Origin of the sequence: Pseudomonas sp. NDM (genome assembly GCF_003105095.1) — a bacterium.
Classification (GTDB): Bacteria; Pseudomonadota; Gammaproteobacteria; order Pseudomonadales; family Pseudomonadaceae; genus Aquipseudomonas; species Aquipseudomonas moraviensis_A.
Window position 1 is genome coordinate 13577 of sequence record NZ_QETJ01000014.1, and the last position, 23758, is coordinate 37334.

11 protein-coding genes are annotated in these 23758 nt (G+C 63.8%); 9 read left to right on the top strand and 2 right to left on the bottom strand.

From position 1 onward, the window contains the following. Window positions 1–3 precede the first annotated feature (3 nt). The 7 genes from DCO47_RS05675 (at window position 4) to DCO47_RS05705 (ending at window position 19863) form a co-directional block, all read left to right on the top strand. Window positions 4–852, top strand: a complete 849-nt coding sequence (locus DCO47_RS05675; protein WP_064361839.1) for a transketolase — start codon at window positions 4–6, stop codon at window positions 850–852. Next, the gene (locus DCO47_RS05680; RefSeq protein ID WP_116657679.1) at window positions 849–1877 is read left to right on the top strand and encodes a transketolase family protein; all 1029 of its coding nucleotides are present in this window, start codon (window positions 849–851) and stop codon (window positions 1875–1877) included. Before DCO47_RS05675 ends, DCO47_RS05680 begins: the two co-directional genes overlap by 4 nt. A gap of 62 nt (window positions 1878–1939) precedes the next feature. Further along, window positions 1940–2884: an alpha/beta hydrolase gene (locus DCO47_RS05685; protein WP_116657680.1), complete on the top strand. Its 945-nt coding sequence runs from the start codon at window positions 1940–1942 to the stop codon at window positions 2882–2884. Window positions 2885–3304: 420 nt separating this feature from the next. Then, the gene (locus DCO47_RS05690; RefSeq protein WP_116657681.1) at window positions 3305–15028 is read left to right on the top strand and encodes a BapA/Bap/LapF family large adhesin; all 11724 of its coding nucleotides are present in this window, start codon (window positions 3305–3307) and stop codon (window positions 15026–15028) included. Window positions 15029–15074: 46 nt separating this feature from the next. After that, on the top strand, window positions 15075–16511 hold the full coding sequence (locus DCO47_RS05695; RefSeq protein WP_116657682.1) for a TolC family outer membrane protein: 1437 nt from the start codon (window positions 15075–15077) through the stop codon (window positions 16509–16511). Next, complete coding sequence (locus DCO47_RS05700; RefSeq protein ID WP_042610262.1) at window positions 16508–18670, top strand: type I secretion system permease/ATPase; 2163 nt, start codon at window positions 16508–16510, stop codon at window positions 18668–18670. Before DCO47_RS05695 ends, DCO47_RS05700 begins: the two co-directional genes overlap by 4 nt. 5 nt (window positions 18671–18675) lie before the next feature. Then, window positions 18676–19863, top strand: a complete 1188-nt coding sequence (locus DCO47_RS05705) for an HlyD family type I secretion periplasmic adaptor subunit (RefSeq protein ID WP_371919860.1) — start codon at window positions 18676–18678, stop codon at window positions 19861–19863. Here the strand turns inward: DCO47_RS05705 and DCO47_RS05710 are convergent, their stop codons facing one another. After that, the gene (locus DCO47_RS05710) at window positions 19864–20460 is read right to left on the bottom strand and encodes a serine protease (RefSeq protein WP_227974332.1); all 597 of its coding nucleotides are present in this window, start codon (window positions 20458–20460) and stop codon (window positions 19864–19866) included. Between the two features lie 219 nt (window positions 20461–20679). After that, entirely contained in the window at window positions 20680–21432 is a 753-nt protein-coding gene (locus tag DCO47_RS05715) for an SDR family NAD(P)-dependent oxidoreductase (RefSeq protein ID WP_083352974.1), read from the bottom strand. 121 nt (window positions 21433–21553) lie between these two features. Here DCO47_RS05715 and DCO47_RS05720 point away from each other — a divergent pair, with 121 nt between their 5' ends. Together DCO47_RS05720 and DCO47_RS05725 are read left to right on the top strand one after the other, a co-directional pair. Continuing rightward, window positions 21554–22495: a LysR family transcriptional regulator gene (locus tag DCO47_RS05720; RefSeq protein WP_064361846.1), complete on the top strand. Its 942-nt coding sequence runs from the start codon at window positions 21554–21556 to the stop codon at window positions 22493–22495. A 103-nt stretch (window positions 22496–22598) separates the two neighbouring features. Next, complete coding sequence (locus DCO47_RS05725; RefSeq protein ID WP_116657683.1) at window positions 22599–23615, top strand: NAD(P)-dependent oxidoreductase; 1017 nt, start codon at window positions 22599–22601, stop codon at window positions 23613–23615. The last annotated feature ends 143 nt before the right edge of the window (window positions 23616–23758 follow it).

Genomic DNA, 23758 nt, shown 5'->3' on the forward strand with positions numbered 1-23758 from the left:
ATCATGACAACTAATCTTTCACACGCTGTATCGCCGAGCCTGACCGAACGCGCGCACAACATTCGCCGCCACGCGCTGCGCATGGGCCAGGTTCAGGGTCAGGGCTACGTCGGTCAGGCCCTCGGCGCGGCTGATCTGCTGGCGGTCTCTTACTTTCATGCGATGAACCATCGCCCGGCAGATCCGCAATGGGAGCAGCGCGATCGCTTCTATCTCTCCATCGGCCACTACGCCATCGCTCTCTACGCAGCGCTGATCGAGGCCGAAATCATCCCTCTCGATGAGCTGGAAACCTACGGCTCGGATGACAGCCGCCTGCCGATGTCGGGCATGGCCGCCTACACGCCCGGGATGGAAATCACCGGCGGCTCGCTGGGTCAGGGTCTGGGCATCGCGGTCGGCGCTTGCCTTGGACTCAAGCGCAAAGGTTCGTCCTCGTTCGTCTACAACTTGCTGTCCGATGGCGAACTGAATGAAGGCTCGACCTGGGAAGCAGTCATGTCGGCTTCGCACTGGAAGCTCGACAACCTGATCGCCATCGTCGACGTGAACAACCAGCAAGCCGACGGTTATTCCAGCGAGATTCTTTCGTTCGAACCCATCGTCGATCGCTGGCAAGCCTTCGGCTGGTTCACCCAGCGCGTCGATGGCAATGACCTTGACGCACTGGTGACTGCTTTCGATGCCGCACGCCAGCATTCGGGCAATCAACCGCGGGTGATCATTTGCGACACGAAAATGGGCAAAGGCGTGCCGTTTCTGGAGAACCGGGAAAAGACCCACTTCATTCGCGTCGAAGAGCACGAATGGGACCTGGCACTGAGCAACCTTGCAGAAGGAAAAGACCAATGAGCAACGCCGCCAACACTTCGACTTCGACTTCTACTGGCGAGCCGGTGAAAAAGCGCCTGACCACCTCGGCGATGATTGCCTCGATTGCTTCCGAGGGTCAGGCGACCCGCTCGGCACCGTTCGGCCACGCCCTCGCGGCACTGGCAGACCAGCGCGCGGACATCGTCGGGCTCTCTGCTGACCTGTCCAAGTACACCGACCTGCACATCTTCGCCAAGGCGCACCCGGAGCGTTTCTATCAGATGGGCATGGCTGAACAATTGCTGATGAGCGCTGCTGCCGGCATGGCGCGCGAAGGTTTCGTGCCCTTCGCCACCACCTACGCGGTATTCGCCTCGCGCCGCGCTTACGACTTCATCTGCATGGCCATCGCCGAGGAAAATCTCAACGTCAAAATCGTCTGCGGCCTGCCCGGCCTGACCACCGGCTACGGGCCGAGCCACCAGGCCACCGACGACCTGGCGATTTTCCGCGCCATGCCCAACCTGATGATTGTCGACCCGTGCGATGCGCTGGAAATCGAACAGGCCGTGCCGGCCATCGCTGCGCACCAAGGTCCGGTCTACATGCGCTTGCTGCGCGGCAATGTGCCGCTGGTGCTGGACGAGTACGGTTACCAATTCGAGATCGGCAAGGCCAAGACCCTGCGCACCGGTAATGATGTGCTGATCATCTCCACCGGCCTGATGACCATGCGTTCACTGGAAGCGGCCAAGCAATTGCAGGCCGATGGCATTGATGTGGCCGTGCTGCACGTGCCGACCATCAAGCCTTTGGATGAGCAAACCATCCTCGCCGAAGCACGCAAGTCCGGACGTCTGGTGGTCACCGCGGAAAACAGCTCGATCATCGGTGGTTTGGGCGAAGCGGTTGCCGGGTTGTTGTTGCGCAACGGCGTGACGCCTACCTTCAGACAGATCGCTTTGCCCGACGCCTTCCTCGACGCCGGCGCCCTGCCGACGCTGCATGATCGCTATGGCATTTCGACCCCGGCCGTCTGCGCGCAGATCAAGGCCTGGCTGTAACTTCATCAGGAGCGGCGCTTCGATTCGGGGCGCCCGCTTATCCGTAAAAAGAGAGGCAGAACGTGAAAGCACATGAACTGCTTGATCCCGACTTCAACAGTTTTCTCACTCCCGGCGCAGAAACCTGGACGCTGGACACGCTGCCGGCGATTCGAGAACGTGTTCACGGGACATTCAAATCCGAACAACAAGCGCGCTGTGAAAGCCTATGGACAACGGCCCACGACGGCGAGGGTTTGCGCCTGTGCCTCTACCGGCCCGCCAGCGCGGCACGGGAAAAAAAACCGGCAGTCATCCTTTATCTGCATGGCGGAGGTTTCGTCCTCGGCAGGCCGGAAATGGCCGATGACTATCTGGCCGATCTCGCCGACGAACTCGCGGCAATCATCGTCGCCGTCGATTATCGCCTTGCCCCGGAACACCCCTTCCCCATTCCCCTCGAAGATTGTTACACCGCCCTCGGCTGGGTTTTCGCCCATCAGCAAGCGCTCAATATCGAGGCCGACAAAGTGATTGTCATGGGGCACAGTGCCGGCGCAGGTCTGGCAGCAGCGCTGGCGATCCTGGCGCGCGATCGCGGCGAATATTGCATCGCCAGCCAGGTGCTGATTTATCCAATGCTCGATTACCGCTCGGGCAGCTCTGCTTCGCCTCACCAAAACGGTACGACCGGAGTGATTGGCTGGCCGCCGCAAGCCAACCAATTCTGCTGGCAGTGCCTGCGCGGCAACCACGCGCTGGATGACTCGCGAATCGGCTGGTTCTCACCGGCCCTGCAGGAGGACTTGAGTAACCTGCCCCCGACGTTTCTGGCCGTCGGGGCGCTGGATCTGTTTCTGGAAGAGGACGTGGCATTCGCCATGCGTCTGTCCCGCACCGGTGTTGCCGTCGAGCTGCATGTCTATCCTGGTGCGCCGCATATGTTTGATCAACACGCCGGAAATGTTACCGATCAATCATCCCGGGACATCGTTCGATCACTTCAGCGATCGATAGCTAGCGCATGAAATGCTCGACAGCCTGAAAATCCGCTGAAACGAAAAAGCCCGATTTCTTATACAAAGCCTTTCGCACTTCCTGCGCTTATTGATTAATACCTTCGCAGATGGGTGACTGCGCAGGTCGTCATCGGGAGTCGGCACTCCGATATTGATTGGCCATTACCCGTCACTCCTCACGTCATCATTTTTCTGCGAGCCATTGTGGAAATGTAAAAGACGACACATTTTGTTGCATCCAAATATCGGTTGGATCCAACGTCCCGACAAACGGTAGCTGCCTAAATATCCATTTATTTCAGACAGATAAAAGTTGGCAAAATGCCAATCACCGCACTCGCCAAAAATCAGGCAGCCTCATTTCAAACTCCCTATCTATGGTTTTAAAACCATCCGTGGACGTCCGCCCACCATTTACAGGGAGTAGTAATGGACAACATCGTCATTGCCGACAAAGCCAATTCTCAGCTCACTGCCCAGAACTGGGGCAATGTTCAGCTCAGTCAGCCGTCAGTTATACAAATGCCGGTGCGTCCGGACCAACTGGCGTCGACCAGTCGCAGCGGTCAGGATTTGATCGTCAACCTGAAGTCTGGCGAGCAAATCAAAATCTCCAATTTCTTTGTCACCAGCCCTGACGGCGTACCCAATGACATTGTTTTTCAAGGCGACGACGCGACGCTGTGGCAGGCGCGCTACAGCGCCGAACCGTTCAACGGATTCACCTTCGAGGAAATTGACTCGCTCGACGAACTGATCGCCGGCGTCGGCGTGGTCGACGGCGCAACGCCCGCGTGGGCGATTGCCGGGCTCGGTCTGTTGGGCGCGGGTGGTGCGGCGGCCGCTGCGGGTGGCGGCGGCGGCGGTGGTGGTGGCGGCGGTGATAACGCTGGCGACGCGACGCCCCCTGCTGCTGCGACCGGACTGACCTTGTCCGCGGACGGGCGAGTGCTGAGTGGTTTTGGCGAAGCGGGCAGTGTGGTTCAGGTGCGCGACGCGGCGGGTAATCTTCTGGGCTCCGCAACCGTCGGCGCCGATGGCAGTTTCCAGGTCGACCTGGGGACGCCGCAGAACAATGGACAACCCTTGGACGTTACGCTCACCGACCCTGCGGGCAACGTGTCCACGCCGGGTACGATTACCGCACCCGATACAACCGCGCCCACGGCGCCAGCCAATCTGAGTGTGAGCGCCGATGGCACGCGGCTAGGGGGGACCGGTGAAGCCGGCGCAACCATTCAGGTGCGCGGCGCCGATGGCACCCTGCTCGGCAGCGCCGTCGTGGCAGCGGACGGCACCTTCAGCGTAGTGCTCAGCCCTGCGCAAACCGGCGGTCAGCCGTTAAGCGTGATTGCCACCGATGCGGCCGGAAATGCGTCGCCGGCCACGACGGTCAGCGCTCCGGAAATCGTCGAACCACAGACGCCGGCCAATCTGGGCCTGAGCAGCGACGGCAGCCAACTGACCGGCACCGCCCGAGCGGGAACCACCATCGAGGTCCGCGCCGCCAATGGCGAATTGCTCGGGCGTGCGGCGGTGGGTGCTGACGGTACTTTCATACTCACGCTGATCCGCGCGCAAGCCAATGGCGAAGTCATCAGTATCGTGGCAATCAATAGCGTCGGTGCGCAATCGCCGACAGTCACCTTGAATGCGCCGGACATCACGGGTCCCGCCGCTGCAACCGAGGTGGCCGTCAGTAATGACGGGCTGTCGGTCACTGGCCGTGGCGAACCCGGCAGCACCGTCAGCGTCACCAATGCGCAAGGGGTTGTGCTCGGCACAGCGCTCGTCGCAGCCGACGGCTCGTTCAGCGTCCAGCTCAGCGCGGCGCAAATCGACGGTGAAGCACTGATCGTGCAGCTCACCGACGCCGCTGCCAATCCTTCGCCAGCCGTTACCATCATCGCCGTCGACCTTGATGGCCTGACCCAACCGAGCGATCTGGCATTGAGCGTGGACGGCACCCGATTGAGCGGGCGCGGCCAGGCCGGATCGACGGTGACTGTCCGCGATGCCAACGGCAATCTGCTCGGCTCGGCAGTGGTCGCAGCGGACGGCACGTTTACCGTGCAACTGAGCACGCCACAGAACAATGGCGATACGTTGCAGATCAGTGCAAGCGACAGCGCCGGCAATACCTCCCCGCCGTTGAATTATGTGACGCCGGACACCCAGGGCCCGGCGGCGGTGTCCGACCTCACTCTCGATGGTCAGGGACAGACGCTCACCGGCAAGGGTGAAATCGGCGCTTCGATCACCGTGCGCGATCCGGCGGGCAACATCATTGGCACCGGCACGGTCGGTACCGACGGCAATTTCACCGTCAACCTCTCGACCGCGCAGACCGACGCGCAACAACTGCAAGTGATTCAAACCGACGCCAACGGCAACCCGTCCGCGCCGGTCAATGTGACCGCACCCGACCTGACGATCCCGGTTGCGGTGTCTGATGTGAGCATTTCGGCGAACGGCGCAGTGGTCTCCGGCGCGGGTCAGGCCGGCGCCACCGTTACCGTCACCGATGCGGGCGGGGTGGTATTGGGAACGGCGGTGGTCGGCAGCAACGGACGCTTCGAAGTCACGCTGTCCTCGCCACAAACCAATGGTCAGAACCTCAGCGTCGTGCAGACCGATGGCTCGCCCACAGGCTCCCCGGCGGTACCGGTTGAAGCGCCCGACATTCAGGCCCCCGCCGCGCCATCGGATCTGGCGCTGGACGCCACCGGCACTGAGCTCAGCGGTACAGGCGAGCCCGGCGCCACCGTGACGGTGAAGGACGCGGCCGGCAACACGCTGGGCACGGCGATCGTCGACGGTACCGGCGCGTTTTCCGTGACACTGAACAGCCCGCAGATCGATGGTCAGCAACTGCAAGTAAGCCAGTCCGACGGCGTGAACGTTTCTCCCAACACGCCGTTGACGGCAGCGGATACCACGGCGCCGCTCGCGCCTGACAATGTCGTGCTCAGCAGCAACGGCGTGACATTGAGCGGGACCGGACAGGCCGGCAGCACCGTTACGGTAAGCGCGCCGGATGGCTCGGTGCTTGGCGCCACGGTAGTTGCCAGCGACGGCAGTTTTACCGTCAACCTGAGCCCAGCCCAGCTCGACGGGCAGGTATTGAGCGTCATCCAGACCGATGCGAGCGCCCTGCCCTCGCCGGTCACTCCGGTCACGGCACCCGACATCACCGCGCCGCCCGCACCGACCGGGCTGGTCATCGACCCGGCAGGCGCCACGGTCACTGGCACTACGCAGCCGAATAACACCGTGCAGGTGCTGGATGCCGACGGCAACGTCATCGGTACCGCGACCGCTGACGGCACGGGCGCATTCACGGTCAAGCTGGATACCGCCCAGACCAATGGCGAAGCCTTGCAGGTGGTGGTGTCGGACGGCACCAACAGTTCGCTGCCAGGTAGCGTCAGCGCACCGGACAGCACGCCGCCCGCGGCGGTGAGTGATCTGGCGATCAATCCCGCCGGCACACAGGTGTCCGGTCTCGCAGAGCCCGGCACCACCGTCACCGTGAGCATTGCCGGCGGTAGCGTCTTGGGCACCGCAACGGCAGGTGCCGATGGCCGCTTCGTCGTCACACTGGATCCAGCGGCAGGCACTGGCAGCGCTCTGGAAGTGATCAGCACTGACGGCGGCGGCAACGACTCGCCGGCGGTGCCGCTGGCAGGTCCCGATGGCACTCAAGTCGCCACGCCGAGCGATCTGGCGTTGAGTGCCGACGGTTTCACCCTGACCGGTGCGGGCGCGCCTGGCAGCACGGTGACAGTGACCAACAGCAATGGCGATGTCCTGGGCACCGGCCTGATCAACAGCTTCGGGCGCTTCACCCTGCTGCTCAGCGTCAAGCAGATCAATGCGCAAGTCCTGCAAGTCACCGCCACCAGCCCCGACGGTGATGTGTCGGTGCCTGGCACCGTCACCGCTGCCGATGGCACACCGCCGGACGCGGTGACCAATCTGGTGCTGAATGCCAACGGCACGGCGCTGACCGGTCGCGGCGAGGCCGGCGCAACGGTCACCGTCACCGACCCGGCAGGCACCGTGCTCGGTACTGCACTGGTCGCCAGCAATGGCACCTTCAGCCTGACGCTGACCCCGGCGCAGCTCAATGGCCAGGCGCTCACGGCGGTCCAGAGCGACGCCGCCGGCAACCTGTCGCAACCGGCCAGCATCATCGCTACGGATCTGCAACCGCCCGCCGCCGCTACCGGTGTCAGCATCAATGACGTCGGCACCGTGGTCAAAGGCCAGGGCGAAGCCGGCAGCACCGTGACCGTGCGCGATGCCGCCGGCAATGTCCTGGCGACTGGTCTGGTCGATCAGAGCGGCAATTTCCAGGTCACCCTGCCCAATGCGCAGAACACGGGCGAAACCCTGCAGGTCACCCTGACCGACGCCAACGGCAACACCTCGCCGTCCACCGGCGTGATCACCGTCGACGGCACCCCACCGGCCGCCGTGCAGAATCCGTTGATCAGCGCCGATGGCAGTACCCTCAGCGGCACTGGTGAAGCCGGCGCAACGGTGAATGTCACCACCGCCGACGGCACCCTGCTGGGCAGCGCCGTGGTCGGCGCGGATGGCTCGTTCAGCGTGACCCTGGCGCCAGCACCGACCAATGGCGAGGCGTTGGCGATCAGCCAGACCGACCCTGCCGGCAATGTCTCGCCGTCGACCAGCGTCAATGCGCCGGACATCAGTCCACCGGCGGCACTGACCCAAGTCGCCGTGAATGCCGATGGCGTCACCGTGACCGGCCACGGCGAACCCGGCGCCACCGTGTCTGTGCGCAGCGCTGACGGTACCTTGCTCGGTACCGCCCAAGTCGGCAGCGGCGGCGCGTTTACCGTCACCCTCAACGCGCCACAACTGAATGCCGAAGTGCTGACCGTCACCCAAGAGGATCCGCCGGGCAACGTGTCCACGGCGGTTGAAGTCATCTCGGTGGATTTGACTGCGCCGGCGATTCCGAGCGCGCTGACCCTGAACGCGGCTGGCGTGCAATTGGCCGGTAATGCCGAGGCCGGCAGCACGGTGACCGTGCGCGACAGCCAGGGCAATCTTCTCGGCACCACCACGGCCGCTGCAAACGGCACCTTTCAAATAACGCTGAACAGCCCGCAGACCAATGGCCAGGCGCTGAACGTGACGGCCACCGACGCGGCGGGAAATCCGTCGGCGCCGGCCATTGTCAACGCTGGCGACAGCAGCGCCCCGTTGGCGGCCAGCGATCTGGCAGTCAGCGCCAACGGTGCAACGCTCACCGGCATCGGCGAAATCGGCGCCAGCGTAGAAGTGCGTGACGCCGGCGGTGCGTTGTTGGGCACCGCCACTGTTGGCAGCAACGGCAATTTCAGCGTCACCCTGTCTCCAGCAGCCGTGGCCGGTTCGACTCTATCCGTGGTGCAGATCGACGCCGCTGGCAACACCGGGCCGGCCAGCCCGGTCACCGCGCCGGGTAATCTGGCGGAAAGCGCACCGACCAATCTGGCCCTGAGCGCTGACGGCCTGACCCTGACCGGCTCGGCCACCGCCGGCAGCACCGTTAGCATCCGCAATGCCTCGGGCGTGTTGCTCGGCACCGCGCTGGTGGCGGCGAATGGCACCTTCAGCGTCACGCTGAATGCCGCACAACTGAACGGCGAACAGCTGTCTGCCGTAGCGACGTCGAGCACCGGCATCAATTCGTCCCCGACCGACTACACCGCTGCCGATATTGCTGCGCCAGCCCCGCTGAGCGAACTGAGTCTGGCAGCCAACGGCACTGCGTTGACCGGTCGCGGTGAAGCTGGTGCAACCGTGACGGTGCTCGGCACCGGCGGGGTTGTTCTCGGCAGCTCCGTGGTGGCGGCCAATGGCACGTTCAGCGTCACCCTCAGCCCGGCGCAAACCGCAGGCCAGACTTTGAGCCTGAGCCAAGCCGACGCCGCTGGCAACGAATCCAACAGCGTCAACCTGATCGCCCCGGACCTGATCGCGCCCAATCCGCCAGCGGCGCTGGTGGCAAGCGCTGACGGCGCGCTGCTGTCAGGTACCGGCGAGGCCGGCACCACGGTCAATGTGTACAACGCCGCCGGTACGCTAGTCGGCACCGGCACCGTGAGCATCGATGGCACGTTTGCGATCACCCTGACCACACCGCAAGCCAACGGTCAGGCACTGACCGTATCGCTGACGGATGCGGCGGGCAACACTTCGGCGGCCACACCGTTCACCTCAGTCGACAGCACAGCGCCAGCGGCTGTCACGCAACTGACCATCGGCGGCGACGGAGCAAGCCTGACCGGGCGCGGCGAACCGGGCGCGCAGGTTCGAGTCATCGACAGTGACGGCAACGTGCTCGGCACCGCCGTGGTCACCCCGACCGGCACCTTCACTCTGACCCTGACCCCGGCGCTGACCAACGCCGAAGTGATCACCGTGGTCCAGGCCGATGCGGCCGGCAACGACTCGCCTGCCGTGAACCTGACCACACCGGACTTCACTCCGCCCGATCCGCTCGCCAACGTCGACATCAACTCGTCGGGTGCGCTGGTCATCGGCACTGGCGAACCGGGCGCGACCGTGACCGTGCGCGATGCCAACGGCACCTTGCTTGGCACCAGCGTGGTACTCGGCGACGGCACCTTCAGCGTCACCCTCAATCCGCCGCAGATCAACGAACAGATTCTCAGCGTGCAGCAGGCCGATCCACCCGGTAACGTCAGCGCGCCGGTGACCGTCGTCGCGCCGGACCTGACCCCGCCGGCGACCCCGGCCGAGCTGCAGCTGAATGCCGATGGCGACACGCTCACCGGTACCGGCGAAGTCGGCGCCACTGTGCGGGTGACAGCGGCGGACGGCACCGAACTGGGTACCGGCACCGTCGGCAGCGATGGACGCTTCCAGATCAACGTGACCCCGGCGCAAACCAATGGCCAGGCGCTGTTCGTGGTGTTGGCGGATGCGGTCGGCAATGCCTCGCCTGCCGGCACCCTGACGGCACCTGACAGCACGCCTCCTGCCGCATTGACCGACGTCGATATCGACGCCAGCGGCAGCCTGATCACCGGTTCCGGTGCGGCGGGCTCGCAAGTGGTCGTCACCAACGCGCTGGGCACCATCGTCGGCACTGGCACCGTGCAGGCCGACGGCAGTTTCAGCGTCACCCTCGATCAACCGCTGCTCAACGGCGAAGCCCTGTCGGTGATCCAGCGTGATGCGGCGGGCAATCCCTCGCCGATCGTCCCCGTCACTGCACCGGACGTCACCGTGCCGGCCGCGCCCACCGGCCTGGTGCTCACTGCCGACGGCTTGACGCTGACCGGCACCGGTGAAGCCGGCGCCACCGTGCGCGTGCTCAGCGCGACTGGCACCGTGCTGGGCTCGGCAACCGTGGCCGGCAATGGCTCGTTCAGCGTGACCCTCAATCCGCCGCAGGTGAACGGTGAGCTGCTGAGCGTCAACCAGACCGATCTGGCGTCGAACACTTCGCCATCAGCGCCCGTGCAGGCAGGCGACACCACCGATCCGCTGGAAGTCGCCGACCTCAACGTCAGTCCTGACGGCTTGACCGTAACCGGTACCGGCGAGCCTGGGGCAACCGTCACCGTGCGCGACGGCACCGTGGTGCTCGGCACCGCGACGGTGGCCGCGGACGGCAGTTTCAGCGTCACCCTGTCCGCCGCGCAGATCGACGGCAGCGCACTGTCCGTCGTGCAGGCCGACGCGCAAAACAACCTGTCCGAGCCGGTATTGGTCGACTCGCCGGACAGCACCGCACCGATCGCGCCAACAGTCACCTCGCTGACCGGCGCCGGCACCTTGCTCGCCGGGACCGCCGAAGCCGGCAGCACCGTCACCGTGTTGTCTGCCAACGGCACCGTGCTCGGCACAGCGGTGGCGCTGGGCAACGGCACCTACACAATCACCCTGAATCCGCCCCAGGCCAACGGTCAGTTGTTGTCGGTGATCGCAACGGATGAGGCGCAAAACGTATCGCCGGTGCTGCTCTACCCGGCGGCTGACACCACCGCACCGGATGCCGTCACCGGTCTGACCATCAGCGGCGATCTGACCCAACTCGCCGGTCGTGGTGAAGCCGGCGCGACGGTCGAAGTGACCGACGCGCTGGGTAATGTGGTCGGCACTGGCACAGTGGCGGCCAACGGTACATTCCTGATCGATCTGGATCCGGGCATCACCGCCGGCCAGGTGCTGACGGTGAATCAGACCGACGTCGCAACCAACGTCTCGGCAGACGCCATCCTGACCGTTCCGGCGGTTCCAGCACCCAATGCGCCGGACAATCTTGTGCTGACAGCCGACGGCGTGACGCTGACCGGTACGGCGGCGATCGGCACCACCATCAATGTCTATGGGCCTGACAACAGTCTGATCGGCACTGGCGTCACTGGCGCGGATGGCACCTTCAGCGTAGTGCTCACGCCGGCGCAAACCAACGGCCAGAGCCTGGAAGTCACCGCCAACACCGCACTGGGTGGCGCGTCGCTGCCGACTGAAATCACCGCGGGGGACACCTCGGCGCCGGCGCCACTCAGCGATCTGGCGGTCAACGCCAGCGGCACACTGGTCACCGGTCGCGGCGAAGTCGGCGCAACTGTGACCATCACCGGCGCTGGCGGCGTGGTGCTGGGCAATGCGACGGTGGGCGCGAACGGAACCTTCAGCGCGCAGCTCAATGCGCCGCAGGTCAACGGTCAGGTGCTCAATGCGACTCAGACCGATGCGTCCAGCAACACTTCGCCCGGCCTTAACGTAACCGCGCCCGACATCACCCCTCCGGCGGCTCCGACGGCGCTGGTGCTCAGCGGCGCCGGTCTGGTGCTCGGCGGGCTCGGTGAAGCCGGCGCCACCGTCACCGTGCGCGGTGTCGGCGGCGCGGTGCTGGGCACTGCGACAGTAGCGGGCAATGGCACTTTCTCGGTGACCTTGTCGTCCGCACAACTCAACGGCCAACAACTGAGCGTCACGCAGAGTGATGCGGCGGGCAATGTCTCGCCAGCGACCAACCTCAGCGTCGCCGATACGACAGCGCCGGCACCGCTGAGCAATGTCACCCTGAACGGTACCGGCCTGGCCGTCAGCGGCACCGGTGAAGCCGGCGCCACGGTCAGCGTGACCAACGCCGCAGGCACCGTGCTCGGCACCGCCGTGGTCAATGCCGGCGGCACGTTCACCGTGCAATTGTCCAGCGCCCAACTGAACGGCCAGCAGCTGAACGTTCAGCAGGCAGACCCGGCGGGCAACCTGTCGCCGGTATTCAACCTGACGGCAGCGGATGTGCAGGCGCCAGTCGCGGCCAGCGGTCTGACGCTCGCTGCGAACGGTCTGACTTTGAGCGGTACCGGTGAAGCCGGTGCAACGGTCAACGTCTACGGCCCGGGCGGCGCGCTGCTCGGCACCACCACCGTGGGCAGTGGCGGCACGTTCAGCTTCAACCTGAACACCGCGCAACTGGACGGGCAATTGTTGACCGTGCGCCTGGTCGACCCGGCCGGCAATCTGTCGCCCAACGCCAGCGTGACAGCACCGGACGTCACCGCCCCCGGCGCACCGACCGGCGTCAGCGTCAACGGCAGCGGCACCTTGCTTACCGGCGTCGGCGTGCCCGGCTCGACGATCAGCGTGCGTGGCGCCGGCGGTGTGGTACTCGGCACCGCGACCGTCGCCGCCAATGGCAGCTTCTCGGTGGTGCTGGCGTCGGCGCAGATCAACAGTCAGGTGCTCAGCGTCACTCAGGCGGATCCGAGCGGAAACGTATCGGCAGCGGCAACCGCAACGGCACCGGACCTCACTCCTCCGGCGGCGGCAACGGCGCTGCTGGTCGGTGCCGACGGCCTGACCGTCACCGGTACCGGTGAGGCCGGCGCCACGGTGACCATCAAGTCGGCCACCGGCACCGTTCTGGGCACCGGCACGGTCAACAACCTCGGGGTGTTCACCGTCACCCTGAACAGTGCGCAGATCAACGGCGAAAAACTCACCGTCAATCTCAGCGACGCACGTGGCAACGTTTCGGTGGCCGCCAACGTCACCGCGCCGGATGTCGACGTCAACGCGCCAGTGGTCGCCAGCGATAACCTCGCCGTCGGCACTGTCACGCTGGCCCCGGTCACCGCGTCGCAGACCTTCAACGATTCGTTCACCACCCTGCTGGCCGGGTTCTCGAAAACCTTCACCTTCACCGTCGCCGGCGGTACGCGTCTTGATCCGACCCTGACGCTGACTACCAGCAGCCTGATTTCGCTGATCGATGGCGTGGTCTATACCCTGCAAGTGAAGGATGCCAGCGGCAACTGGGTCACCCTGGATGTCAACGGCAGCAGTGGCCTGCTCGATCTGATTGCCTTGGCCGGCCAGGGTGTGCGGGTCGACATCGGTAATCTGCTGTCAGGCGATTATCGACTGACCGTGTCGAGCACCGGCATCGGCGTGTTGACCACGGTCAATACCCAGCTGCAACTGGACGTCAGCAGTCTGACCCAGTTCAACGGCATTGCCGGGCCGGCGGTGACCGGCAACGTCATCACCAACGTCGGGGTCGATGGCACGGTCGATCAGACCGGTCCGGACAACGGCGCGCAATTGCAGATCTTCAAGAACGGCGCCTGGGTCAGCGCCGGTGCCGGCACCACCGTGCAAGGGCTGTACGGCACGCTGACGATCGACGCCAACGGCAACTACAGCTACAAACCGAACGGCAGTGTGGGCAGCGTCGGCAAAGTCGATGTGTTCAATTATCAACTGGTGCACCCGAACGGCTTGAGCGACACCGCCAATCTGTATGTGCGCATCGACAGCCCGCAAGCCACCGAAGTGTGGAATGACGCCAACCTCGGCAGCCCGGCACTGGTGGTGGATGCCACAGCGGACATCGCCTCGACCGACGTCACTCTGGTCAACCGCGAAGTCACCACCAACTCCGCGCTCGGCACATTCAATGTGCTGCTGGGCGGCGGCAGCGGCAACTACAACACCGTGGTCGCGGCCGATACCGTCAGTGACCTGACCGTGGTGGTCAACTCGAGCAACCTGTTGGCGCTGCTCGGCTCGATGACCGTGGGCCTGTACAAACTCAACACGGCGACCAACCAGTATGTGCTGGTGAAAAGCTACGGCGGCAACGCCCTGCTCAACCTCGGCGGTGGCAACTACGGGATCCGGTTCGATGACCAGACCGCCGGCAGCTATCAGGTGCGGGTAGCGGTGGGCGGCCTCGGTCTGCTGACCAGCGTCAACACCAGCCTGATCAACGTGGCGACCTACAACAACCAGTTCGTGGTCGGCAGCTACACGCCGGTGTCAGGCAATCTGCTCACCGACACCGCAGGCGGCGGTGCCGATGTGTTGGGCTCGGTGTACACCTTGCTCAGCGTACTGGTCGCCGGTAATTACGTGGCGCCGGGTTACAACGGCGTCTCGCTGGTCGGCAACTACGGCAGCCTGCTGGTGCAGGCCAACGGCAACTACACCTACACACTCAAGGCTGGGCTGACCGATGCGGTGATCGGTCAGGAAGACACCTTCACCTATCAGCTCACCCACCCGAACGGCACGGTCGATACCGCGACGCTGACCATCGACCTGAACAAGGCCGGCGCTTTCGCCAGTACCGCGTTCTCGGCGCTGGCCAGCGATGACCTGGGTCTGGCCCACGCCGCTGGCAGCGAGCTGATCCAGGGCACCGAGGGCAACGACACTCTCGACGGCTCCCACGGCGGCGCCGTCACCCTGCAAGGTGGAGGTGGCGACGACACGCTGATCATCGCTGACCAGCAGTTCGCTTCGGTCGATGGCGGCAGCGGCACCGACACCCTGCTCTGGGCCGGTGGCGACGTGTCGATCAACCTCGGCGATCTGCAGAGCAAGATCCACAACGTCGAGATTCTCGACCTCAACCATTCCAGTGCGGTTGCCCTGACGCTGAACCTCAGCGACCTGCTGGCGATCACGTCCTCGGATAACAACACCCTGCTGATCAAGGGTGACGAAAAGGACAGCGTGCACATGACCGATGGCTGGGTCGCCGATGGCACGCAGCAAGCCGACGGCATCGACTATGTTCAATACACGGCGCAGGAGGATCCGAGCCACCACTTGTGGGTGCAGAACGGCATTCAAGTGGTTTGAAACAAAGGCATCAGTAACGTCCGTCTCTCAACAGTAAGGGAAGTCTGTGGAGTCAGTTTTTCGCCAGAAATGGCCGGTGGTCCTGTTGACCATCGGCCTCTACCCCGCTTTCACCGTCGGCGTGCGCGCCGACGACAATTTCGACAGCAGCTTGCGCAGCATCAGCCCGTCGCAACTGCAACAACCGGCAGGCAATGACAGTCGTCAGCGCCCTGTCCCTGCTTCCAAGGCCTCCGCCGATGCGGACGCTCTGGGGCTGGAACAAGCGGTCAGGCTGGCCGTGGACTGGCACCCACGGATCGGCGAGGCCATCGGCACCCTGTTCCAGCAAGGCGAAGGTGTCAACGTCGCCGAATCCGGCTATTACCCGCAGGTCACCGGCGGCATCAAGGGTGGCTACACCAGCGGTTACGGCAGCGATGCCGGCAGCCAGTCGGTGAACATATCCCTCAAGCAGATGTTGTATGACTTCGGCAAGGTATCCAGTTCGGTCGATGCCGCCCGCGCCCGGGTGGCACGCAGTCAGGCCGGGATTCTGCTGGCGATCGACGACATTGCCCGCGACACCGCCAAGGCCTACATCGAAGTGCAGCGCTACCAGCATCTGCTCGAGGTTGCGCGCGAACAGATTCAGGGTATTGGCGGCATCGTCGACCTGGCCAGACAGCGCAGCGACATGGGCGCCAGCACCCGCTCCGATATGGTTCAGGCGCAGTCCCGGGCCGAAGGCGCGACGGCGACGTTGCAGGAATTCAAGGCGCAATACGCACGCTGGCAAGCCACCCTGACCAGCCTGCTCGGACGGCGCACGCCGCCAGCGGTCAGCGACGCTGCTGCGCCGACGCTGAGTCAGGCCTGTGACGTCTCGCAAATCTCCGACACCCTGCCCGCCGTCCTCCAGGCCGCTGCGCAACGCACTCAGGCCCAGGCCGAACTGGCCCAGGCCAAGGCCGAAGCCTACCCGACCCTGTCGCTGCAACCGTCGGTCAATCAATACCTGGACGACCACTACGATGATCAGAACTCCCGCGCTGATCGCACCCAGGTCGGGATCTTTCTCAACCTCGAAGTGCCGATCTACCAGGGCGGTGCGATCAGCGCGCGCAGCCGCGCCGCCGGCCATGCGCTGACCGCAGCGGACTCGGCCGAAGACTTCGCGCGCCTGCAAGCGCGTCAGGGTCTGGCTGAAGCCCAGGCGCAGACCTCGGGCCTGAACCGGCGGCTGCGCTCGCTGGAATTTCGCCAGACCAGCATCACCGAAGCGCGCATGTTGTACGGCCGCCAATATCTCGAGCTGGGAACCCGCCCGCTGCTGGACCTGCTCAACGCCGAGCAGGAAATCCACCAGTCGCGCTTTGATCTGGTCAACACCCAGGCCGATCTGCAACGTCTGCAGATCGACTGCTTCTACAACAGCGGTGCGATTCGCCGGGTCTTCGGCATCGACCACAGCGCCATCCAGAATGTCGAGATCCTGCCATGACCGATGCCAGCATCACTATTGCTGAACCCGCCGCTGCCGAGGCTCGCGAGGATTATTCACCGTGGCTGGAAGCGGTGCTCAAGGTCGCCCGCCACTATCGCCTCGACGTCTCCCCGGAAAGCGTGCGCCTGGCTTCTGTGCACAGCGAAGGCCGCGTCGAAGAAGTGGTTCGGCACATGGCGCGTCAGGCCGGACTCAGCGTCAAGTTCGCGGTGTTCGACAACAAGAGCCTGAGCCGCTGGCGCACGCCGCTGGTGGTGCAACTGCGTGATGGTCAGGTCGGCGTGCTTGAAAGCATTGGCGAGACCGGCGAGCTGGGCATCTGCTTCAGCGGCGACCAGGGTTTGCAGAGCCGCATGGACGCCGCCGCTCTCGCCGAGCAGGCCCTGCGCACGGTGATTCTGCGCCCGACGCAACCGGTGGCGGACGTGCGCACCAACGACTACATCAAGCCGTACGACGAACACTGGTTCCGGCGCATCGTCCTTACCGACCTGCGCCCCTACAGCCAAGTGATGATCGCCTCGCTGGTCGCGAATCTGCTGGGGATGGCCGGGGTGCTGTTTTCCATGCAGGTGTACGACCGGGTGATTCCGGCCGAATCGCTGCCGACCCTGTACGTGCTGTTCGGTGGGGTAATGCTGGCGCTGCTGTTCGATTTCGTCATGCGCATCCTGCGTCTGCGCATCACCGATGTGCTGGGCAAGCGCGCCGATCTGCGCGTCTCCGATCTGGTGTTCGGCCATGCCTTGCGCCTGCGCAATTCCGCGCGGCCGAAATCCACTGGCTCGTTCATCTCGCAACTGCGCGAGCTGGAACAGATTCGCGATCTGATCACCTCCAGCACCGCCACGGCGCTGGCGGACATGCCGTTTTTCCTGCTGTTCCTGCTGGTGTTCTATTTGATCGGCGGGCCGCTAGTCTTGATTCCACTGGTGGCGCTGGTGTTCATGTTGCTGCCCGGGATCATCGCGCAACCGCGTCTGGCACGACTGGCCAATGCGTCGATGCGCGAAGCCGCGCTGCGCAATGCCATGCTGGTGGAAAGCATTCAAGGCCTCGACGACATCAAGGCACTACAGGCCGAGCAACGTTTCCAGCAACAGTGGAATCAATACAACGCTGCCTCGGCGGACAGCAGCCTGCGTTTGCGCACGTTGACCAACAGCCTGGTGGCCTGGACGCAGAATGTGCAGGGCGGGGTGTTTGCGGTGGTCATTGTGTTCGGCGCGCCGATGGTGATTGCCGGTGACCTGACCACCGGCAGTCTGGTCGCGGCGTCGATCCTGTCGTCTCGGATGATGGGGCCGATGGCGCAACTGACCCACGTGCTCACCCGCTGGCAGCAGGCCAAGGTCGCGCTCGAAGGCCTGAACCGGATCATGCAGATGCCGGTGGATCATCCCGAAGGCAGCCAGCGCGTGCACTTGCCGGCGATTCGCGGCGACTACCGCTTGCGTCAGGCCAGTTTCCGCTACAGCGAGGAATCGTCCCCGGCGCTCAACAGCATCGACCTGAGCATTCGCCCCGGCGAGCGCATCGCCCTGCTCGGCCGCAACGGCGCCGGCAAGTCGACCTTGCTCCAGGCACTGGGCGGCGCCATGGATCTGAGCAGCGGCGAAACCACCCTGGACGGCATCGCCCTGGCGCATCTCGACCCGGCTGACCTGCGCCGCGACGTGGGCTTGTTGTCGCAACAGGCGCGGCTGTTTCACGGCACCCTGCGCGACAACATCACCCTCGGCGCCGGTCAGGCCAGCGATCAGGAGATCATTGCCGCGCTGACCGTCACCGGTGCGCTGGATTTCGTCCGGCAGTTGCCCAAAGGCATGGATCACCTGGTACTTGAAGGCGGGCTGGGATTGTCTGGCGGCCAGCGTCAGAGCTTGCTGCTGTCGCGCTTGTTGATCCGTCAGCCACAAGTGCTGTTGCTCGACGAACCGACCGCGGCGCTGGATGACGTCACCGAACGACTGCTGCTGGAAAAACTCGCGACCTGGACTCAGGGCCGAACGCTGGTCGTCGCCACGCACCGGGTCAGCGTGTTGCAACTGGTCGAGCGGATCATCGTTCTCGACAACGGGCGCATCGTCATTGACGACCATCGCGACGCGGCACTCGCGCGGCTGCGCGCACCGGGCAAAGGAGTGGCGGTATGAAACCGATGATGACCGACGTACCGGACCCGATGTCCTATCTCGACGGCCGCGATGAGCGTGCCCTGGCCGGTGGTGCAAAGGTGATCTGGGGTTGCGCGCTGATGCTCGCCTGCTTCGTCGCGTGGGCGGCGTGGTTTGAGATCGTCGAGGTCTCGACCGGCACCGGCAAAGTGGTGCCCAGCTCGCGCGAGCAAGTGATTCAGTCGATGGAGGGCGGCATTCTCGAGCAGCTCAACGTTACTGAAGGTGCGTTGGTCGAGCGCGGCCAGATTCTCGCGCAACTGGACCCGGTGAAGAACCAGTCCAACGTCGGCGAAAGCGCGGCCAAGTACCGCGCGGCGCTCGCGAGCGTCAACCGCTTGCAGGCCGAGGTCAGCGAAAAACCGCTGGCCTTTGACGCCTCGCTGCAGGAGTTTTCCGATCTGATCCGCGCCGAAACCGAGCTCTACCAGACCCGTCGCAAAGGTCTGGCGGAAACCCTCGACGGTATCCAGAGCTCGCTGAAACTGGTGCGCAGCGAACTGGCGATCACCGAGAATCTGGCGAAGATCGGCGCCTCGAGTCGGGTCGAGGTGCTCCGCCTGACCCGTCAGCGCTCGGAGCTGGAATTGAAGGCCACCGAAGCCCGTTCCGATTACATGGTCCGCGCCCGCGAAGACCTGGCCAAAGCCAACGCCGAAGCGCAGATGCTCGAGGCGGTGATCCGTGGTCGTACCGATTCGCTGTCGCGCCTGACCCTGCGTTCGCCGGTGCGCGGTATCGTCAAGGACATCGAAGTCAGCACCATTGGCGGGGTGATCGCGCCCAACGGCCAGATCATGCAGATCGTGCCGCTGGATGAGCAACTGCTGATCGAGACGCGTATCTCGCCGCGCGACATCGCCTTCATTCATCCGGGTCAGGCGGCGAAAGTCAAAATCACCGCCTACGACTATTCGATCTATGGCAGCCTCGACGGCGAAGTGGTAACGATCTCGCCGGACACGATTCAGGACGAAGCCAAGCCGGAGATCTTTTACTACCGCGTGTTCATCCGCACGTCGTCGGATGAACTGCGTAACAAGGCCGGCAAACGCTTCGCCATCGTGCCCGGGATGATCGCTACGGTCGACATTCGTACCGGCGAAAAAACCGTGCTGGACTACTTGATCAAACCGCTCAACCGCGCCCGCGAAGCGTTGCGCGAACGTTGATCAGCGACTCGCCAGTTTGGTCGCCGACGGCGCCGTCGGGGTAATACTCGCCTGATAGCGCGCCCACTCGCGATTGATCTCCGCGTACGGCAGGAAAATGCTCACGCGCGGTTGATCAAGCAGGTCCGGGCGCTTGAGGCGACTGACGTCATCGCGGGTCAAAAACGCCACGTTGATGCCGACCACCTTGCCATCGGCGGAAAATACCGGCCCGCCGGACATGCCTTTGGCCAGTGCGCCATTGTGAGTGCCATAGAGCACGTTGCCCTCTTTGACGTCGAGGCGAACCATCGCCGGCAACGCCTGACCGGTGCCCTTGACCGACATGTACAGCGAATTGAACCCCACCGAGGTCAGCTCTTCGCCCGGCTTGTAGCCGCGCCATCCCGGCACGCTATTGGCCTTGTGGCGGAAGAACTGCACGTCTGCCTGCCCCTGGAAAACCGTGCCCGACAGGTAAGGAATGTGCTTCACCGTCACGGCGTAATCTTCATTCCATTGCACAGCCGAACCCATCAGCACGTAAGGCAAAGGCGCGCCGGAGTGAACGACAAAGGCTTGGTCTAAAACAGGATCCTGAACAAAAGCGACTGGCATTCCATTGCACCCGCTGAGCAGCATCGACGCTGCAACAAGTGACTTGAGGGGGCGCATTTTCGGTACATCTTGAAGTGAGGGAAGGTGCTGCAATATGTCATTGCGCCATCACTTCAGCAATAGTCTGAGCCTACCGCTTGTCGGCGAGCGATATAGTCAGTCAATGATTGGATCCAAGTAGCGAGGCTGGGACGATGATTGCCATCGTCCCCTTGCGCGTCAGATTTGTGCCTGACCACCGTCGACAAACAGCTCGATACCGTTGACGAAGCTAGCGTCGTCCGAGGCGAGGAACACCGCGGCAGCAGCGATTTCTGCCGGCTCGCCAACACGCCCCATCGGTATTTGCGATGCCATGTAATCGAGCAGACCTTGCTGCTGTTCGGCGTCCGGACCGGCCAGCTCCACCAGACCCGGGGTTTTGGTAGCGCCCGGGCTGAGCGTGTTGATGCGCACGTTGCGGTCTTTCAGATCCAGAATCCAGCTGCGCACGAACGCCCTCACCGCAGCCTTAGACGCGGAATACACGCTGAACGCCGCCGTGCCGGAACTGCCCGCCGTGGAACCGGTAAGAATCACCGAAGCGCCTTTGGCCAACAGCGGCAAGGCTTTCTGCACAGTGAACAGCACGCCCTTGACGTTGCGATCGAAGGTGTCGTCGTAGTGCGCCTCAGTGATTTCGCCCAGCGGCAGCATCGAGCCACCGCCGGCGTTGGCGAAAAGCACGTCGAGATGGCCCTTTTCGGCACCAATCTGCTGATACAGCGCATCAAGCTGTTCGAGGTTCGTCGAGTCAACCTGCACGCCTATGGCGTTGCCGACCAGCGCAACGGCGGCGTCGAGTTCGGCCTGGCGACGGCCAGTGATGTAAACGTAAGCGCCTTCCTCAGCGAAGCGCTTGGCCGTGGCCAGGCCAATGCCGGAAGTGCCGCCGGTAACGAGAGCAATTTTGCCTTGAAGTTTGCCAGTCATGAGTCTTCTCCAGAACGTGGTTAAAGCTGATCGGGGTTTGCTTTCGAGCTGGGGAAAAGCTTATCGACGCTACCGACCTTTCAAAATAGAATTGTCTGAAACTCATCGTTGCAGAATTGAAATGAGCAAACTGCCTGATTTTGAAGGTCTGGCGATGTTCGCCAAAGTTGCGGAGGAAGGTTCGTTCGCCTCCGCCGCGCGGGTCATGGGCGTCTCGGTACCCACGGTGTCGCGAGCGGTGGCGCGGCTCGAAGAGCGCCTGGGCGGTCGCCTGTTCAATCGCACCTCGCGGCAATTGGCGCTGACTGAATTCGGTTCGAGCATGGCAGCTAAAGCCGGGGACATTTACCGCCAGGCCGAAGAGGTCGAGAGTGAAGCACAAGACCTCTCGGTGCAGCCGCGCGGACAAGTCCGCCTCGCCGTGCCCATGTCATTCGGTTTGCGCTGGGTCGCGCCGTTGTTGCCTGAGCTGCTGCGCCGCTACCCGGAGCTGTTCGTCGACCTGCATTTGCATGACGCCTCGGTCGACCTGATCGCCGAGGGCTTCGACGCCGCATTGCGCATCGCCGCCCTGCCCGACTCTTCACTGGTCGCGCGTCGGCTGTGCGCTGTGAGCCAGTTGCTGGTGGCGTCTCCCGGCTACCTGGAAGCTCACGGACGCCCCATGCACCCGCGTGATCTGGCGACGCGTTCATGCCTGAGTTATGCATACCGCGCGCGCACGCAAGTCTGGCGCTTCACCCATCACAGCGGCATCGAGGAAGATGTCGTGCCGAAAGGCCCGTTGCGCGTGACCAATTCCGATGCGCTGCTGCCGGTGTTGCTCGAAGGATTGGCGATTGCCGAATTGCCAGAATTCATCGCCAGCGAATACCTGGCCGATGGGCGGCTGGAAGTGTTGCTGCCGGAGTGGCACATGACTCGCGGCGGGCTGTATTTCGTGACGCCGTCTGCACGCAGTCGCCCAGCGAAAATCCGCGCGCTGTCCGACTTCTTTGCCGAGCATCTGTCGGAGCCAGTGTGGCGCTGTGATCAGGCGCACGCTGCGCATTTGCTCAAATGAACGTTCGTCGGTACGCCGGACGACTGCACGGGCAATCCGGAAAGTGCGTGCTAGGGTGTCTAGCCAAAGCACGTTTCAATCCAGGAAAAAATGAGGAGGATCCATGCCACTTCATCCCATTCTGTTCATGGGCGGTTCCGGCGCCATCGGCCACCAGACGGCCCGCGCATTGCGCGCGGCGCATCCCGACGTACCCTTGCTGATCGGCGGGCGCGACCTCGCCAGGGCTGAGCAAACCGCCGAGCAAACCGGCAATGCCCAGGGTGTGGTCATCGATGCTCGCGCAGAAGATCTGGGACTGGGTGATCGCCCGGTCAGCGCCATCGCCCTTTTCTACATGGACCACGCCCTCGCCGGGCTGCGTTTTGCGCAAAAGCGCAAGGTGCCGCACCTGAGCATTTCTTCCGGCGTGTTCGAAATCGCCCCGCAAATCGCCAGTTTCATTCACTCGCCCGAGGCGGCGCCGATTGTGCTCGGCTACGAATGGATGGTCGGCGCGACCACGGTAGCGACGCTGCACCTCGCCAAGGCCTTCGCCCGTGTGCGCGACATCCGCATCCACGCACTGGTCGACGAACAGGATGGCGGCGGCCCGACTGTGGCGGTCGATTTCGAACACCTGAACAAAATGCTGCCGGCCGCGCTAACCCGCCGTGACGGCGAGTTCATCTGGCGCGAAGGCGACGACGCCAAGGTCAGCTTCCGCGCCGTCGACGGTACCACTCTGGAAGGCGCCGGTTTTTCCTCCATCGACGTCACCGGCCTGGCCGCCGCCACCGACGCGCCGAATGTCGAGTTCAACCTCGCCAGCGGCGTCAGCTCGACCCGGCGTCAGGGCCAGCCGATGTCGACAGAGATATTGATCGAAATAGAAGGCACGGATCACAAGGGATCTGCGTTGCGCACACGGCACGCCGTGGTTCACCGCGCAGGTGCGGCGGCATTGACCGGGCTCAGCGTGGCCATGCTGCTGGAGCGACTGGTTGGGCTGGATGGGCAAGCGCCTGTGAGGCCGGGGTTGTATTTTCCGTATCAGTTGCTGGACGCGCAGGTGTTTTTGCAGCGGCTGGAAAAGGACGGTGGTGAGCTGATAGAGCTGGACGGAGAAGTGACTGGATAAAAAATCGTAGCGACCAGGCTGGTCGCTACTCAAACACACAGACGACAGGGTCGCAGGTGAGCATCAGTTTTACTTCCTTCCCCTGTTTGCACAGAGTCAGGGCTTGCGACCGACCTGAGCGTAGCCCTGCCTTATGCTCAAGG

Excerpts from the sequence above, each read along its gene's own strand:
- DCO47_RS05725 (WP_116657683.1), top strand. The coding sequence starts at position 22,599 with ATGCCACTTCATCCCATTCTGTTCATGGGCGGTTCCGGCGCCATCGGC.
- DCO47_RS05675 (WP_064361839.1), top strand. The coding sequence starts at position 4 with ATGACAACTAATCTTTCACACGCTGTATCGCCGAGCCTGACCGAACGC.
- DCO47_RS05715 (WP_083352974.1), bottom strand. The coding sequence starts at position 21,432 with ATGACTGGCAAACTTCAAGGCAAAATTGCTCTCGTTACCGGCGGCACT.
- DCO47_RS05720 (WP_064361846.1), top strand. The coding sequence starts at position 21,554 with ATGAGCAAACTGCCTGATTTTGAAGGTCTGGCGATGTTCGCCAAAGTT.
- DCO47_RS05680 (WP_116657679.1), top strand. The coding sequence starts at position 849 with ATGAGCAACGCCGCCAACACTTCGACTTCGACTTCTACTGGCGAGCCG.
- DCO47_RS05700 (WP_042610262.1), top strand. The coding sequence starts at position 16,508 with ATGACCGATGCCAGCATCACTATTGCTGAACCCGCCGCTGCCGAGGCT.
- DCO47_RS05690 (WP_116657681.1), top strand. The coding sequence starts at position 3,305 with ATGGACAACATCGTCATTGCCGACAAAGCCAATTCTCAGCTCACTGCC.
- DCO47_RS05705 (WP_371919860.1), top strand. The coding sequence starts at position 18,676 with ATGATGACCGACGTACCGGACCCGATGTCCTATCTCGACGGCCGCGAT.
- DCO47_RS05710 (WP_227974332.1), bottom strand. The coding sequence starts at position 20,460 with ATGCCAGTCGCTTTTGTTCAGGATCCTGTTTTAGACCAAGCCTTTGTC.